Source organism: Streptomyces sp. CB03234 (genome assembly GCF_001905885.1).
GTDB lineage: Bacteria > Actinomycetota > Actinomycetes > Streptomycetales > Streptomycetaceae > Streptomyces.
The window spans coordinates 684,750-700,391 of sequence record NZ_LIYH01000005.1; the positions used below are offsets into that span (position 1 = coordinate 684,750).

12 protein-coding genes are annotated in these 15,642 nt (G+C 66.0%); 4 read left to right on the forward strand and 8 right to left on the reverse strand.

The window, feature by feature from the left end; genetic code table 11:
• Positions 1-47 precede the first annotated feature (47 nt).
• Positions 48-2,015 carry a DNA (cytosine-5-)-methyltransferase gene (gene dcm, locus AMK26_RS24540; RefSeq protein ID WP_055704539.1) on the forward strand — a complete coding sequence of 656 codons (1,968 nt, stop codon included), beginning with the start codon at positions 48-50 and terminating at the stop codon, positions 2,013-2,015.
• On the opposite strand, the gene AMK26_RS24545 is transcribed toward dcm, so the two are convergent.
• On the reverse strand, positions 1,954-2,508 hold the full coding sequence (locus AMK26_RS24545) for a very short patch repair endonuclease (protein ID WP_308437798.1): 555 nt from the start codon (positions 2,506-2,508) through the stop codon (positions 1,954-1,956). The genes dcm and AMK26_RS24545 overlap by 62 nt on opposite strands.
• Here AMK26_RS24545 and AMK26_RS24550 point away from each other — a divergent pair.
• Positions 2,507-2,695, forward strand: coding sequence for an AbrB/MazE/SpoVT family DNA-binding domain-containing protein (locus AMK26_RS24550; protein WP_073756861.1), 189 nt, complete (start codon positions 2,507-2,509; stop codon positions 2,693-2,695). The two genes, AMK26_RS24545 and AMK26_RS24550, sit on opposite strands and share 2 nt — an antisense overlap.
• Positions 2,696-2,723: 28 nt before the next feature.
• On the opposite strand, the gene AMK26_RS24555 is transcribed toward AMK26_RS24550, so the two are convergent.
• The 4 genes from AMK26_RS24555 to AMK26_RS24570 all read right to left on the reverse strand — a co-directional run bounded on the left by AMK26_RS24555 (position 2,724) and on the right by AMK26_RS24570 (position 10,043).
• Positions 2,724-4,733, reverse strand: coding sequence for an AIPR family protein (locus AMK26_RS24555; protein ID WP_073756862.1), 2,010 nt, complete (start codon positions 4,731-4,733; stop codon positions 2,724-2,726).
• Positions 4,726-5,736, reverse strand: a complete 1,011-nt coding sequence (locus AMK26_RS24560; RefSeq protein ID WP_073756863.1) for a PD-(D/E)XK motif protein — start codon at positions 5,734-5,736, stop codon at positions 4,726-4,728. The genes AMK26_RS24555 and AMK26_RS24560 overlap by 8 nt, the downstream gene beginning before the upstream one ends.
• Complete coding sequence (locus AMK26_RS24565) at positions 5,733-8,504, reverse strand: Z1 domain-containing protein (RefSeq protein WP_073756864.1); 2,772 nt, start codon at positions 8,502-8,504, stop codon at positions 5,733-5,735. The genes AMK26_RS24560 and AMK26_RS24565 overlap by 4 nt, the downstream gene beginning before the upstream one ends.
• A 63-nt stretch (positions 8,505-8,567) precedes the next feature.
• On the reverse strand, positions 8,568-10,043 hold the full coding sequence (locus AMK26_RS24570) for an ATP-binding protein (RefSeq protein ID WP_055704535.1): 1,476 nt from the start codon (positions 10,041-10,043) through the stop codon (positions 8,568-8,570).
• Positions 10,044-10,537: 494 nt separating this feature from the next.
• Here AMK26_RS24570 and AMK26_RS24575 point away from each other — a divergent pair, with 494 nt between their 5' ends.
• Complete coding sequence (locus AMK26_RS24575) at positions 10,538-11,188, forward strand: hypothetical protein (RefSeq protein WP_055704534.1); 651 nt, start codon at positions 10,538-10,540, stop codon at positions 11,186-11,188.
• 88 nt (positions 11,189-11,276) lie between these two features.
• Here the strand turns inward: AMK26_RS24575 and AMK26_RS24580 are convergent, their stop codons facing one another.
• The 3 genes from AMK26_RS24580 to aspS form a co-directional block, all read right to left on the reverse strand.
• Positions 11,277-12,134, reverse strand: a complete 858-nt coding sequence (locus tag AMK26_RS24580) for a hypothetical protein (RefSeq protein ID WP_073756866.1) — start codon at positions 12,132-12,134, stop codon at positions 11,277-11,279.
• Between the two features lie 81 nt (positions 12,135-12,215).
• Positions 12,216-12,839, reverse strand: a complete 624-nt coding sequence (locus AMK26_RS24585; protein ID WP_198944148.1) for a nucleotidyltransferase domain-containing protein — start codon at positions 12,837-12,839, stop codon at positions 12,216-12,218.
• Positions 12,840-12,910: 71 nt separating this feature from the next.
• A complete protein-coding gene (aspS, locus tag AMK26_RS24590) occupies positions 12,911-14,221 on the reverse strand; it encodes an aspartate--tRNA(Asn) ligase (protein WP_073756867.1) in 1,311 nt (436 codons plus the stop codon).
• A 605-nt stretch (positions 14,222-14,826) separates the two neighbouring features.
• Between aspS and gltX the strand changes: the two genes are divergently transcribed.
• Positions 14,827-15,642, forward strand: an 816-nt coding sequence (gltX, locus tag AMK26_RS38030; protein ID WP_241838069.1) for a glutamate--tRNA ligase, incomplete at its 3' end; no start/stop codon positions are given.

The following is a 15,642-nucleotide window of genomic DNA, read 5'->3' on the forward strand; positions in this document are numbered from 1 at the left end:
GTGATCTCCTGGTGCTCGTTGTTCTCGCTGGTGTGGAGGTGCGTGCTGTGCAGGAGTCGCACTATGGCGTACCCCTGGAACGGAGCGACTATCTCAAGCTCCCGCGGCACCGGCACAGCTGCAGGCCCGAGCGGTTCGCAAAGTGGCTCGAAGGGTACGGCAAGGGGCGTCGCCTCGCCGTGGACCTCTTCTCCGGAGCAGGCGGTCTGAGTCTTGGGCTTCAGCGAGCTGGCTGGACCACTGCAGCCGCTGTCGACTTCGACGAGCGTGCCCTTGAGACCCATGCGGCCAACTTCCCCGGCATGAGTCTGCACATGGACCTGGGGAACCCAGCCGAGCGTGACAGGCTCGAGGAGCTGCTGGAGCCGGCGAAGGGGAAGATCGATCTGGTGGCGGGGGGCCCGCCGTGCCAGCCGTTCAGCAGGGCTGGGCGGAGCAAGATCCGCCACCTCGTAGAGCACCATGGCCGCGACCCTCACGACCTCCGTAAAGAGCTGTGGAGCGCGTACCTGGACGTCATAAAGAGGATCAGGCCGCGCGCCGTCCTCATGGAGAACGTCCCGGACATGGGCCTCGGCGACGACTTCTTCGTGGTCCGCGTGATCGAGCAGCAGCTCGAGGAGCTCGGCTACGCAACCCAGGTACGCCTTGTCGACGCATGGCGCTACGGAGTACCCCAGCACCGGAAGCGGCTCATCCTTCTGGCCAGGAACGACATCGAGAGGTTCGAGTGGCAGCAGGAGGTCGCCGAGGACGAACGCACCACCCTGCGCCACGCCATTGGTGACCTCCCTCCCCTCACCGTGGTGCCCACGGAGCGTGTCGGCGAGCGTGAGATGGCCTACGGCACCCCCTCCGAAGACCTGTCCGACTTTGCCAGGGAGATGCGCAAGCGCGCGAAGCGTGAGGTCGTCTTCGACCACATGACCCGGAGGGTCAGGCCGGACGACTGGGTGATCTTCGACAGCATGGACTCCGACACCCTGTACTCGGACATCGACCCGGAGCTCCAGCGGTACAGCGCCGAGCACTTCACCGACAAGTACAAGAAGCTTGACTGGGACGACCTGAGCAGGTCGATCACCGCCCACATCGCCAAGGACGGCTACTGGTACATCCATCCGGACCAGAACCGCACCCTGACCGTTCGGGAGGCGGCACGGGTACAGACCTTCCCGGACCGGTTCAGGTTCGCTGGGACGCGTAGTGACGCCTTCCGGCAGATCGGCAACGCGGTGCCACCCCTCCTGGGCAAGGCCGCCGCGGAAGTGCTGTTGCCTGTCGAGGGGTGCCAGGCCGGGGAAGGCGGACTCCAGCCCCGCTGGCGCACGGCCCGCGAGGACCTGACTGCCTGGGCGGAACGGCAGCGCAACGGGGAGAACTGGTACCAGTTGCCCAAGCTGTCGTCAGTGCACGCGGCGGTCGTGGCGGTGCTGGCGGGAACCCGGGTGCAGCCCGGTCAGATGCACGAGATGCTCGAGACGATCCGGGAGCACGCGACTCTGACCAAGTCCGCTCTGCGCACTCTCCTTGAATCAGCCCCCACGGCAGCCGTTCGGGCGCGCCTCGACAGGCTGACCGCCGTGGCCGGCAAGTCAAGTGTCTGGTCCGAGGACGAGGAGAAGCAGAAGGAGCTGCCCAAGCGCCTGGGGATGAAACCAGCCGAGGGCGCGCTCTACCGGCTGCTGATCGATGACGACCTTCTGTGGGTGGGACAGAGTGCGCTGCGCGTCGCTGCCCGGCTGCACGACAGCGACTCTGACCGCACCAACCGGCTCAGTGACGGCCGGGTGCACTTGGTGAAGCTCGTCGGTGCAGGAGAAAAGGCCCCCCTGCGCATGGCTGCGCTACGACTCATCGGAAGCACCCTGTGCAACGCGAAGAATCCTCTCTGTGACCAGTGTCCTCTCAGTAGCTACTGCGCGGGCAGGGAAAGTGCTGCGGGTGACCTGGTCACGGATGCTCTGAGTGGGACGCACGGTCGGCAGCCTGTTCCTGCCCAGTCACGCGAGTAGGAGCCGGACACCGCTCGGCAACCATGAGTGCTGCCGCCGCTGGACTGGCCTTGACCTCGCACTCCCAGACCCGGAGCACGGTCCATCCGGCGGCCTCCGCTGCTTCCGTGTTGCGTCTGTCTCGGGCCCTGTTGGTCTCGATCTTGTCCGTCCAACGCTCGGCGTTCGGTCCGCGGAACACCTTGGGGCCGTGCTTCGGGCAGCCGTGCCAGAAGCAGCCGTCAACAAAGACGGCCACGTGGTATCTGGGAAGCACGAAGTCGGCCGTGCACCTGGGAGCCACCCTCTGGTGAAGGCGGAACCTGAGGCCCAGCCGGTGCACCGCCTTCCTGAGGGCCACCTCCGGCCTGGTGTCCCTCACGCGCCGGCCGCGAAGGTGCTCACCCTCCGGAGTGGCGACCCACCCACGGTCCGGCGTCAGCCCTCCTCCACTCATGACCACATTCCCAGTCTGTAGACGTCCTCGACTCGGAGGGTGCCACACTCTTCCCATGCTCCGGGAACCAGCCGAACTCCATGTCGATGATCAGGGTCGGGTCGAGCTGCCGCTCGGCCTGCTGGCTGAGGCCGGCATCGCACCGGGCTCCGATCTCGTCGCCTTCAGTGACGGTGACGGACGGATTGTCCTGAGGCGGGCCGAGGACGCTGTCAGGGACCTGCTCGAGGAGGGCATGCTCTGACCGAGGACTCAGGACCTGCGTGATCCCATCACTGAGCAGGAGTGAACCCCAGGCGCAGAGCCTCGCTACGCGCGTGAAGGGCCTGGAGTGCTTGTGTCTCGGGCACCTCTTGGCCGTTCTCCATCCGTCTCCCGACGGACTGGGCCAGCTGCCTCTGCCAGGGTTCGAGGTTGTGCGTCTCCTTGGCCCACCGCTCCAGCGCGTACCACTCGCCGGTTGGCACAACCAGGAGTTCCTCGACCGCCCCCTCGGCGTCCGGGCTGCCGCCGGCCAGTGCTGCTTCGTCCAGGGGCAGGTCCAGGAGTTCGGCCGCCAGGGCATCGGGGACCGCCCAGCGCACTCGTGAAACGGCGTCCCAACACCCCACCTTCTTGGCCCACTCGCCCACGTGGTTGCCCTCCAGCGGGTTCGTCACCGCCTCCATGACGCGGGGGCACAGATCGTCCACCGCGGCTTCCAGGGCGGCGGAGATCCCCTGCTCACGCCAGATCCGGTCAAGGTCGATCCGCTGCTCGGTGGCCAGGGACAGCCTCGCCATCGTGTACGTCGTCACAAGGCTCTTGTGACTGCCCGCTCCATGGCCGGTGGCAACCTGGTCCACGGCCTTGAACAGGATCGCCATTGCGATCACCCGCTGGCAGTACTGGATGTCGACACGTGGTGGCGCCTCGTCAATACGCAGCATGAACTCGACAAAGTTCTTCTGTGCACCCCGACTCACCAGGTGGGGCAGCTGGATCCACGAGTGGACGAACTTCGCCAGATCGGCCTTGGTGAACCTCTTCTTCGTCGGATTGATCCTCTTGAACTGGCGTTGTCGGGCAGGCGTACGGGCTTTGGCGAGCTCGTCCGTGTACTGGCCGCGTGCCCGCTCGTAGAACCAGTGGGTCTCCTGACCACTGCCGTCGGCAGCGGGAGCCCAGAGGGAACGGGTGATCCGCTGGATCGCCACGTGATACTCGTGGTTCGAGCTGAAGTCGACCTGGGTCACCCGGTTCTGCGTGTTCGAGTACTCCGAGATCTTGGGAACAATCTCGGTGAGACGCTCAGGCGAGACCTCCGTCAACTTCATCTGGACCCGGACCTGGGACAAGTCGGCCTTGTCCCGTGACCGGGCATAGTGGAGTGACGCCGTGGTCTGCCCGCCGTTGACGATCTGGAGGCCGTGTACGCGGGAGATGTGGGTCGGCTCTCCGTCCGGGCCTGTCACGAAGTCGACCTGGGAGGCAGTTGCCGTGATCCCGTTGTTGTAGGCCAGGAAGCGGCCGGGCGCGTGCAACAGGGTCTCCCGGATGCCTCGGTTCACGGAACCACGGGCCTGCAGGAACGAACGCACATTGAGTTCGAGAAGCCGTGTCCCGTGCTCCGCGTACAGCTCCGCCAGCAACTCTCCGGGTATCACAGCGAGCACGACGGAATGGTCCCGCTCCGAACTCGGAGCGGAAACGCAGGGCAGCGGAGGCGTGAAGGGAACCACGATGGGCTCGCTGAGCGATCCCGACGTCTCGTGACGGTGCAGCCGCGCCAGGTCCCACACCTCGTGGACGACCGGGAGGCCGTCGAAGTGGGTGGGTGGGACCTCCACGGTCGTGGCGACGCGGTTGCTGAGGAGGAAGAGCCTGATCCTCTGCACCTCGGTCAGGGCCTTCTCGACCGCCTCGCACATGTCGTACACGTCGAAGGACTCGTCAATATGTTGCTGCAGGCCCTCCTGGCAACGACGTGCGAAGGCCAACAGCCGTTTGAACGAGGTTTCGGTCTGGGCCTTGGTGAGTTTCGTCTCCAGCGGGGCCAGGTGGAAATCGGTGAGGAAGAGGTCCAAGGACTCACCCGCCTCTCCGATGCCGTACGCATGGACCTCGTGACCGTGGGCCTTGTGGTACGCGCTGAAGGTGTTGGAGACGACGCCGGCCTTCTCCAGGTCGAACAGGACCCTGTGTGTGAACGCCTCCGGAGTTGTCGTTCCCTCGGCGTCCGCGGTCGCCTGAACGTCAGCGACGAGGCTCCGGGAGTACTCGGCCAGGTCCTGCTCACTCATGGGCTCCCCCGATCAACATGCTCACATCGTCGACTGACGCCAGATAGCTGTCCAACCCCGAGACGGTCACGTGGTAGGTGCAGTCGCTGACGCCCTCGGGAAGGTCCGACTCGACAAGCCTGGGAAAGCCATCCCGAACGTGCCAGAAGCGTAGGTCACGAACGGTGTATCGAGGTTCGTCATAGAGATCGTGATGTGCGGGCAGGTAACCTGCCTGGATCAGCAGGCCGTCGAATCGGGCCCTGGCAGCAGCGCTGGCAAGGTGCCCCCGGACGCGCTCCACACGACGGTTCAGGCTCTCGCCGGACCCACCCCGTCGTTCGTCGAGCACCATCATGCACAGCAGCAGGTGCGGGACACCGGTGTCGTCCAGCTGTCGCTCACTCGCTATGCGGACGCTGCGGGGGTGCTTCGCGGCACTGGCCTTGACCTCGATCGCGACTCCAGGGAGCTGGAAGTCCTGGTTGGCGCCTGTCGGTCCCGTCCAGGACTCCACAGCCTCGGTCTCGGACAGGGTGCTCAGGAGGTGGTCACCAAGCACCAGAAGTTCCCCGTAGAGCCCCCTCCGCGCCTCCGCTCCCAGCCCGTCCGTGCCAACCGTGCGCAGGAGATCCTGCCAGCGCTCGAACCTGCTCACGGCGGCTGTCAGAGCGTCGGCAGCGGCCGGCGCTGAACGCGCGGTGTCGGCAACGTCGGTCACGAGTGGGTTGAACACTTCCCGGAGGTCGTTCGCCGTAAGGACCAACTGGAGCTCGTACTCGAGACGGGACACCGCACTCAGCTGCATCTCGATGCCGGCCGCCTGGGGCAGTCGCCCAACCGAACGCACGATGTGGTCTGCCGAGCGGGCGTCGGCCCTGAGTACCAGCATGCGCTGTCCCCCCGGATGGGCGACGGAGAGGAACACGTCCAGCGGGGAGTCCGGATGCAACCGACGGCTGGAGCGTCCTGGCGAGTCGTGAGGGCGCTCAAGCTCGTGCCAGTCCTCCTCGGTGATCGTCACGCCTCGTCCTCCTCGTCGAGGGCGTAGATGTCCTCCTGCAGGTAGATGCTGTTCGCCACGTACTCGGTCTTCGACTGGTTACGGGAGTAGGGAAAGCTCACCTGGAAGCCCACCAGCGGCAGCTCCGGGGAGTCGTCCTCGGATCCCGGTACTTCAATGGGATAGATGAGTAGCAGGGCTTGGTCGGGACGTCGCTGACGACGGAGGTACGGACCCGACGGGTGCTTCGGGACCGAGGTCTTCTCCTTCTGCTTCGCTGCCTTCCCAGCGGCCGCCCGTGCCGCTTCAAGCTGTGCTTCGTCGAGGTCGAGGCCCTCGTCGCGCGGGCTGAGGACACGACGGATCGTGTACCGCCCCTCTGCTCTGAACTCCGGGTTGAGCGGGGCACGCGTAACTGGTCCGACCGAATGCCCGGCGACGTCCACGTGCGTGGCCGCCGACTTGCCTACCAGGCAGACGGTCCAGTTGCCCAGCTCACCCACCTTGGCACACTGTTCGATGTACTTTGCGATGAGTCGGGGACGGACCCTCTGGGCCATGCGGTCGGTCTCGTAGGAGGCCACGAACTCGGAGACCACTTCCGGCGGTACCCCCCGCCACATCACCGTGCCGCCGCTGACCGCCGTTTCGGGTTCCGTGATGCCGTCGAGGTGCCGCACCAGGTCCTCGAGCGACTTGAAGTTACGCTTCACAGCTCGGTCGGCAAGGTTGAAGATCACCGTCTCCGGCCCCTCGCCGGAGTAACTGAGCAGGATCCTCTCACTCTGCCTCATCTTGTTCGCCGCAGTGACCATGAGCCCCAGCGACGACGAGCGGACCTTCAGACCGAACTGCCGGGGTGTAAGACCGAGCGTGGCCATCTCCTCGACCTCGCGGCGTAGTTCGTCGGTCGCAGCCGTGACCTCCACGTAGGCGTCCTCGACGGCAGGCGTGGTGTACAGCCTGCACAGGTCCTCGTACCCGGGTCGGTACCCGAACCACCTGCCCATCTGGAGCAGCGTGTCGTACGTGTTGGCCCAGCGCAGGTAGTAACTGACCGTGAGCCCTGAAAGCGTGAGGCCCCGGGACAGCTTCTGGCCGCCGATGGCGATGACAGAGAGGCCGTCCTTGCGGTTGTCGTAGTAGTCGAGAGCGTCCCGGGAAGTGCCGTTCACCGCCTTGACCTGGATCTTCCTGATCGCGTCCAGAAGCTCCGTCGACACCTGCTCCCAGGTCAGCGGTTCAGCCTCGTCAGCCGGGAAGTGCGCGGTGGTGGGAACGAAGTCGCGCTCCCAGAGTTCCTGGAACTCCGCAAGAAGCTTCGGCCCTTTCCCGTACCGGTCACGGAGCGAGTCCACAAGGAAGTGCAGGTGGTCCTCCACCTGTTCGCGGACAAGGCTCTGCACAGCCGTGAACCGGGTCACGTGCACCAACATGGAGTTGTGCACCCTTACCTGGCCCCTGGCCCGGCGAGCCGCGCACGAGAGCACGAACGACGCAACGGCCTCACGTAGAGACCGAGGGAGATCCCCACGGGGCCTGTCGCCGGCCTTGTGCCGGCTCGGCAACCAGATGTCGGAGTCGTTCACGTGACGCACCAGCGGCAACGGATCCACGTCCTCCTCATCCTCGTCATCCACCTGGAGTCCAAACACGCGCTCCGGGCCGAGATAGTTCGAGGGCGAGGGGAGGCTGCGGATGAAGCTCTCCGGGAAGAGATCCCCGCCCACCTCGTCGTGGTCTGCGTCGGGGTCGATGTAGATGTTGGCGAACGGAGTGGCCGTGTACCCGACGTACGCCGCCCTGTCGAAACTGTTGATAAGGTCTCGGATCGCCCTGTTTGTCCTGGTGGGGTCGTCGTCAGGATCGCGGACCGTGTTGATCGACGCGTTGTCGGCCTCGTCGTCGATGACCAGGAGCGGAACGTCGCGCACGATCTTGCGGCCGTTCTCGCCCTCGGTGCCCTGCACGTCGGTCACCCACCTGCGCAGGTACTCGAGAATCTTCCAGTGCTTCTTGACGACGAGCACTACAGGAAAGCTGCCGAGCGGGAAGTTGATCGTGGCTGCGGCCTGGCGTCCGAAGTCTCCCTTCTCGGAGCTGTTCGTCGGAGACGCGATGTCGAGCTTCTTGCCCTGCAGCGGCATGAGTCCAGCACCGATGGTGCGGGAGTCCCCGTTCTCGTTGGAGCGCATCTGGTGCTGGGTGTCGAAGCCCAGCAGGCCCTCGTCTATGCGCAGTTGCGTCTGGCTCCGGAGGTCGTTGTGGATGCCGGCGAGAACAACGACGAGCTTGTAGCCCGCGTCAACCGCCTTGGAAGCGAGTCCGATGTACTGTCCGGTCTTGCCTGACTGCACCTGGCCGATCACGAGCCCCTTGCGGCGCCAGGGGCCAGGCCGCCGCGGATCCTCCAGTTGACTCAAGACCTCGTCCGAGGTCTGGTCCAGCCGTCGCACGACCGAAAGCGGCAGGTCCTCGACATCCTCGAGGAACCAGCGGTACCGCTCCCAGAAATCCCAGGAACGGTTGTTCTTCGCCTCAGGGAGCCAGGGCTCGTGCCCCTTGGGGTCAACGAGTCCCAGGGAACGCTCCTGGAACACCGTGATCATGGCCTCGATCTCCTTGGCCAGCTGGTCCCGGTCCAGAGTTTCCCCCTGTGCGGCCAGCATGCCGAAGATCGCGTTGACCGCGATCTGCACCTCGTCCGGGCTGGGCTGCCGGTCCTGTGGCAGGAAGCTGCGTACCAACCGCTTCGCCTTTGCGAGGGGTTCGTCGGGGGTGGAGCTCACGGGGAACCTCCAACTGGTCTGAGACGGTATGGAGCAGAGTATGGGGGGCCACCGACAACAGGCTCAGGTACTCCAGAACCCCTGTAGCTGGTCGAAGGGAGACATGGTGCGCAGCCGTTCGCGCGCTGCAGCAGGCGAACGGCCACCTGAGACAAGGGACTCGTAGATGCGCTGTGCGACCTCGGTCGCAGTCTCGTCAGCGGGACCCGCCCCGCCGAAGGGATCGGGATCGTCGCTGGTGTCGGTCTCGTGCATCACACGGAGTGTGGCGACGGGTACCGTCTCCTCCAGGAGACGGATCAGAGCACGGACGTCAGCCGGGTTCGCGCCTCCCTGCCTCAGCGTGGCCTGGACCAGCGGATGACTGCGGTTGATCCGGCAGGTGAGCCGGCCGTCCGCACGACGTACGTTCCAGACGTACACCAGGGGATCGCCGTGTGTACGTGCGGCGACCTGGCCGCGGTGTCGCAGCACCTCTGCGGCCCTCGTGCGGGCCTGACGTGCGATGCGATGAAGGTGGGGTCGTAGGCTGACAGGCGGGACGACGCTGGACTTTCGCACGTCTACTCCCCACTCGGCGTCTGACTCAGCCGGGATGTCGACAGATATGCGAGCGAGGTTGTACTTCTCCTCGCGACGCATCCCGCGCTGCCCCAACCAGTCCCCCGCAAGAATCAGACGGTTGCGCCGGTACACGTAGAAGCCCTGCTGATCAAGCCATCCCTGCGGTCCTGCCGCATGGCTGAACTCATCAGGAGTCAGGCGGTGGGCGCTCGGGAGGACGAACGCTTCGACCCTCACCGATCCGTTACCCAGGGGAAGTTCCTCGGCAGGCAGCCGCTGGACCGAGGGATGAGCAGTCATGAAGGGGTCCCAGGGCTGTACGGCGGTTCCTGAAACCCTTAGAGCGCGTCGCCGGGTTCCCACGAGGAACCGTGCGAAGACCATGCCGAGATGCGCCTCGGTGCGTGTCGCCTCGGCGTAGAACTGCTTCTGGGTACGCTCGTCGTCCTCGGTGACAGCGACGGTGTGATAGCCGTTGAGCCGACGCCACAGCACCACCGTGCCATGGCCGCCGCAAGGCCGGACTCTCTGGAGAATGGCGGCGGTGTCGTCGTCGGCCCCGTGGAGCAACCGCCACTCGCCGTACTTCTCGACCACGTCGAGGTCCCACGTGCGCGTGTGCCACTGGCCGTCGCAGGCTGTCGCCACGGTGAGCTGTCTCGCCTGCGAGAACGACGCGGACTTCAGACCGACCCCGAACCGCCCCAGATCAGTGGGCGAGCGAGGCGTTGCCGGTCCTCGCGCCGCCACGGTCATGGCCGTGACGAGTTCCTCCTGGCTCATGCCGTCGCCATCGTCCACGACCGCGATCCAGGAGTCGCTTCCGGCCCAGGCGAACTCGACGTCGATGTTCTGTGCCTTCGCGGAGATGCTGTTGTCGACGAGATCGGCAATCGCTGCCGGCAACGAGTAGCCCAGCGAGCTCAGCGAGGCGACCATCCCGGCGGGCTCGGGAGCTGCGATGTCGTACGTCATGTGTGGTCCCAGTCCCACTTCTCCCCGGGACCCTCGGTCGGTGCACAGCTGTCCCGGAGAGCCAGAGGCACCAGGCGGACAGAGACCGCGACTGGAACACGCCTGCCAGGCCGGTCACGCAGGGCTCCCCCCACCCGCCGCTAATGGTACTGGCACGGAGGAACAGGACCTCCGTATGTCCGCAGCCAGGAGCAGTCGTTGTGCTGCAGCTTCGGAGCGACATGGCGCAGGCGCCCCGAGGCTGGCTGCGCGTCCGCTTCAGCTACTCCCGCGACCCGGCCATCGCTCGGAAGTACAGAGCGCGTTCGGGCTGTGTTCTAGACCCGCGCCTCGGCGGCCCGCCGGATACCTGTGCCATGGGGCCAGACCGGAACGAGACGAGAGCGGCGATGGCAATCGTCAGCGCAACCAGGCGTGCAAGCGACTGATGTGAATGGGCCAAGGGCAGGGTTACGGTGGGGTAGAAGGTCGCTGACAACAACTTGGAGCCGCCCGTGATTCCGGTCGTGGACATAGAGGTTGACCCCAGCTTTCCTGCCAATGTGGCGTTAGGTCTGCCACCTGAGGACGAGATCGATGAAGAGGGATACGGGTTCTTTCGGGGAGTGTGGGACATCGGCGATGTGAGCCACGAGGAAGCCGTCGCCATGGTCAAGGAGGAGCGACACCTCTCCAACCTGGTCGACCGTGCCGCGCTGACCCACGTTGACTTCGAGGCAATCGCCAACGCGTTGGAGTCAAACGACCCGGACAGCCTGCCAGCAGGCTTTGTCGCCGAGCATCCCGAGAGTGAGATCGTCGAACTCGTCGGGGACGGCTATACCGCCGAACCACTTCTCGGCTCCCTTGAACTCGGCGTGGCGGGCCTCTCGTATGCCCTTACATCCATTGGCTGCTTCACTGCAGCAAGCTGCCGGAGCCACCTGTCCGATCACTCATGGTCTCCGCGGCCGGTTGTCTACTTCGCAGCGGAGCGCCCGACCGTCCACTGGCTGACACCGTTGGTCCGCGACACAGGATGCGGTTTCGACGACGGCAGTAGCCACGGACGGTTGTTGATCGTGGAAGCGCCGTCGATCACGAACTTCATGGACTTGGCCAGCCGCATACTGGGGCAGGTGGAGCGGCAGTCCCCTCGCAGGTAGGTAGCTGTTGCCGGATCGGCGGTTTTCGATCTTGAGCAGCATCCGTCGAACATGCCCCGGCTTCGGCGTGCAGAGCTACCTCTCGCGATCACCCGGCCTGGAGCTGCTTGATGACCTCCTCGGCCATGCGTCCTGCTGGCCGCAGCCGGGGATCCTCAGGGTGCGCGTACGGACCAAGAAGCCTTGAGCAAACGAACAGCGTCATCAGCTTGCCGTCCCGAGTCTCGAAGTCGCGCCGGCGCTCCCGCCACACGCGATCAGCCAAGGCTGGGATCACAAGGGAACTCGCCCACAATGTCGCGCTGTCCAGCCCCAGCGGCGCGCTGCCCCAGTCCTCCCAGTCGAAGAGGCTGAACACCGGTGCGGTGATATTGGCCCAGTTCAGGTCGGCGTGGGCTGGCACCCACCGCTCGACGGTCGTGTCGAAGTCCTCGGGGAAAACACTGCGGATGGACGCAGTGACGAGCTCCTGGGTGATGGCGGCGGTGTCCGGCGTGGCGATCCGCCTCGTGGGCTGCGACGCCAGCGCGTCCAATGTGGCGTTCAACGCATTCCACCACTCGTTCGGAAGCTTCGGAGCCTGGCTCAGCACAGCGGTGCCGACAGGAGGGCTCGGCAGGAGCTCGGTCTCGTCTGCCCGCCACATCGCCGAGCCGTCTCCCGCTCGCCAGACCATACATCCGTGCCATTCGGGCTGGGCGACGCCTTCGAGACGTGCGGCACACTCTGTGCCGTTCCACCCCTGTTCTGGGATCTGGGCGTGTGCGCGCCGCTCCACCCGGATCCACGTATCACGGTCTGTCCGGGCCCCGACGGTCCGACGCTTGCGGATCACCGGATCCGGGAGTAGGGACACCTGGAGACATCGCTCAACCCGATCAAGAACCTCGTCGACCGGCTCCACCCGTAGATCAACTGGCTGCGTAGCGGGACTTGAGAGCGCCATATCGGCGACCGTAGCAGCGGAGCGAGCCCGGCTCAGGCAGTCGAGGTATCGGCGTGCGACACGGCGAAGACGGCTGGCCTCTCAGGTTCGGTCTGCGGACAAGAGACGTTTCCGCCAGGGATGGTCCGGGGCGGTCACCGCGATCGAATCCGCTAGCCAGACGCGTTGCGACTCGTCCAGGAGCGGCAATACCGCTTCGAAGTCAGTCTCGTCCTTGTCCCGTGTGGCCTTCGTCTTGTAGAAGAGCTGCACCTCGGGCGCAAGGTAAGGGATGCCGGTCGGACTCCTCCGCCCCAATCGCGCGAGCGGAAGTCGGACCCCTGGGTTGCGCCGCGAGACCCACTGGGCGCCCTCGGCCTCGTCCAGCATGAGTTGCACTGACCAGGCCGCCTTACGTGTGCGTCTGCACCAGATGTCGTGGAGGGGCACTTCAAGCATCTCGCCCGGACGCCAGGGACGAAGGCGCCCCGCGCCAGGCGGGTCCGCCACGTGCATGTCCCAGTCGCTCAGCATCTCTCGCGCAAGCGCTTGGTCGCGGCGGAGGACCAGGACGTCGAGATCGCCGTGCGGGCGTAGCTCGCGACCGACGGCGAGTTCGATCGCGTACCCGCCGGCGATCCACCACGGGAAGTCGGCTTCGGCGAACATCGCGGCCAGGTCCTCCGGGCGCGTCGGCACCCAAGGCCCCAGTTCGTGAACACTCATCCGTCCATGCTTTCAGCGAACGAGGCTCTGGTAGAGGGGGACATCACAGGTAGGCAGAATGCAGTGGTCGGCTATGGGGTGAGCCGGTTCGGTCCGCGGAAGAGGAAGGTGGCCTCGCGGATCGACTCCAGGCCGAGCATGACCATCAGTACGCGTCCGAGGCCAATGCCCAGACCGCCGTGCGGCGGGCACCCGTACCGGAACGCGTTCAGGTAGTCCTGCATCGGCTCCGGGCTCATGCCCTTCTCGGCAGCCTGCTTCAGCAACACGTCGTAGCGGTGCTCGCGCTGGGCGCCGGTGGTGATCTCCAGCCCCTTCCAGAGCAGGTCGAAGCTCAGGGTCACGCTGGGGTCGTCGGCCGGCCGCATGTGGTAGAAGGGCCGGATACCCACCGGATAGTGCGTGACGAACACGAACTCGTGGCCGGTGGCCTGCCGGATGTGGGCGCTGATACTCCGCTCACCCTCCGGGTCCAGGTCCTCCTTGATCCCCTTCGGGTGCCAGCCGCCCTTGCGCAGGATCTCGTGCGCCTCGGCCATGGTGATGCGGGGGAAGGGCGTCGTGGGGACCGTGATCTCCACACAGAACCGCTCGCGGACGGCCTCGCCGTGGGTGTCGGCGACTTTGGCGATGGCGTGGGTGAGCATCCGCTCCTCGAACGCCATGACGTCATCGACGCCGTCGATCCAGGCGAGCTCGACGTCGACGCCGGTGAACTCGGTGGCGTGCCGGGAGGTGAACGACGGCTCGGCACGAAAGACGGGGCCGATCTCGAAGACCTTCTCGATGCCGGCCGAGATCGCCATCTGCTTGTAGAACTGCGGCGACTGGGCCAGGTAGGCGCTGCGGCCGAAGTAGCCGAGCTCGAAGACCTCCGCTCCGGATTCCGAGGCGGTGCCCATGAGCTTGGGGGTGTGCATCTCCGTGGCGCCCTGCGCGTAGGCGTACTCGCGCAGCCCCTGTTCCAGGGTGGTCTGCACGGCGAACATCAGCTGGGCGGCGGGACGGCGGCGCACGTCCAGGAAGCGCCAGTCCAGCCGGTGCTCGATGCCCGTCTGCTCGTCGATCGGCAGCGGGGTGGCGGCCGGGTTCAGGACCTCGACGGCCTCCGGAACGATCTCCAGGCCGCCTAGCTTGACCTGGGCGGCGTCCGTGACCCGTCCGGTGATCTTGACGGCGGATTCGGGAGTGAGGGCTTGGAGCCGGGCCTCCAGCGGCCCGTCGTCACGCTTGTGGGTCACCTGCACCATGCCGGTTCCGTCGCGTACGACGACGAATTGCATCTTGCTCTGCAGGCGCAGGGTGTTCACCCAGCCGAAGACGGTGACGGTACGGCCGACGTGTTCTCGCAGGTCGGAGACGTGTACGCGGCTTTGGATCATTGCGGTCCTCCGAAGGACATCGTCATGATCCCTTGGGAGTGCGGGCGAGAAGGGCAACTCGCGGTACCACCGCACTTTCACCGCCACCAGGTGGCGGCCTCGTTCTGGCCCGGTGACGGGGGCCGGCCGGCGGGGCATTGGGCCATAAGAGAGGCCGTTCCTCCCCGCGCTCGGGAGGGTCTTCGCCTCGGGGCGCGAGACCGCCTTCCCAGCTGCCGGCGGCTCTCTCTGCTCGCGTGGTTCCTGGCTACTCGTCTCCGTCAACGCGTTGCCCGGAAGAATACGAACGCCACGATCGCGTCCGCAATCGAGAATGCGAGGGCAGCGTCGCGGGGCTTTGTATCCGGTGCGACGTCGCACATCTATGCGAGCGTGGAGCGTGGAGTGGCTGCGGTCGAGGTCGGCTGGAGCCGTGGCGAGCGGTCAGCCGACGTAGGGGTACGCACCTGCGGGGGAAGGGGACGGGCGAGGGAAGTACGGGGTCGGCCGAAAAACGTCGGTGCGGAGGTAGGGCGAGTGGTCCGGGGCGTAGGTCCGGCGTCGGTACCCTGGAGCGCATGTCTACTGCCCCGGTTCGCGTTCGTTTCGCCCCGTCCCCGACCGGCATGTTCCATGTCGGTGGCGCACGGTCCGCTCTCTACAACTGGGCGGTGGCGCGACAGTCCGGCGGCAGGTTCGTGCTGCGGATCGAGGACACCGACGCGGCCCGGAACAAGCCGGAGTGGACCGAGGGCATCATCAGCGCGCTCGCGGCGATCGGCATCCATGGCGAGGATGCGGCTTTCGAAGGGCCGTACTTCCAGTCGCACAACGCCGAGCGGCACCGGGAAGCGGCTCAGCAGCTCTTCGCGGCCGGCCGGGCGTACTACTGCGACTGCACCCGGGAGCAGCTGAAGGAGCGCACGGGGTCGGAGCACCTCGGGTACGACGGGTTCTGCCGGGACCGGGGGCTGGCCTTCGAGGAGGGGCGGGCGCTGCGGTTCCGGACGCCGGACGAGGGGGAGACCGTCGTGGTCGACCTGGTCCGCGGGGAGCCGGCGTTCCCGAACAGCGCGATCGAGGACTTCGTGATCGCCCGTGGTGACGGGTCCCCGGTCTTTCTGATCGCCAACGTCGTGGACGACCTGGACGAGGGAATCACGCAGGTCATCCGAGGCGAGGAGCACCTGTCGAACACGCCGAAGCAGCAGCTGCTGTGGGAGGCGCTCGGTGCCAAGCCGCCTGTGTGGGCGCATCTGCCGGTGATCGTGAACGAGAAGCGGCAGAAGCTGTCAAAGCGCCGGGACAAGGTGGCGCTGGAGGACTACCTCGCCGAGGGGTTCCTGCCCGAGGCGATGGTGAACTACCTCATGCTGCTCGGCTGGGGCCCGGGTGACGACCGGGAGATCAGGCCGTACGAGGAGCTGGAGCAGCTCTTCCGG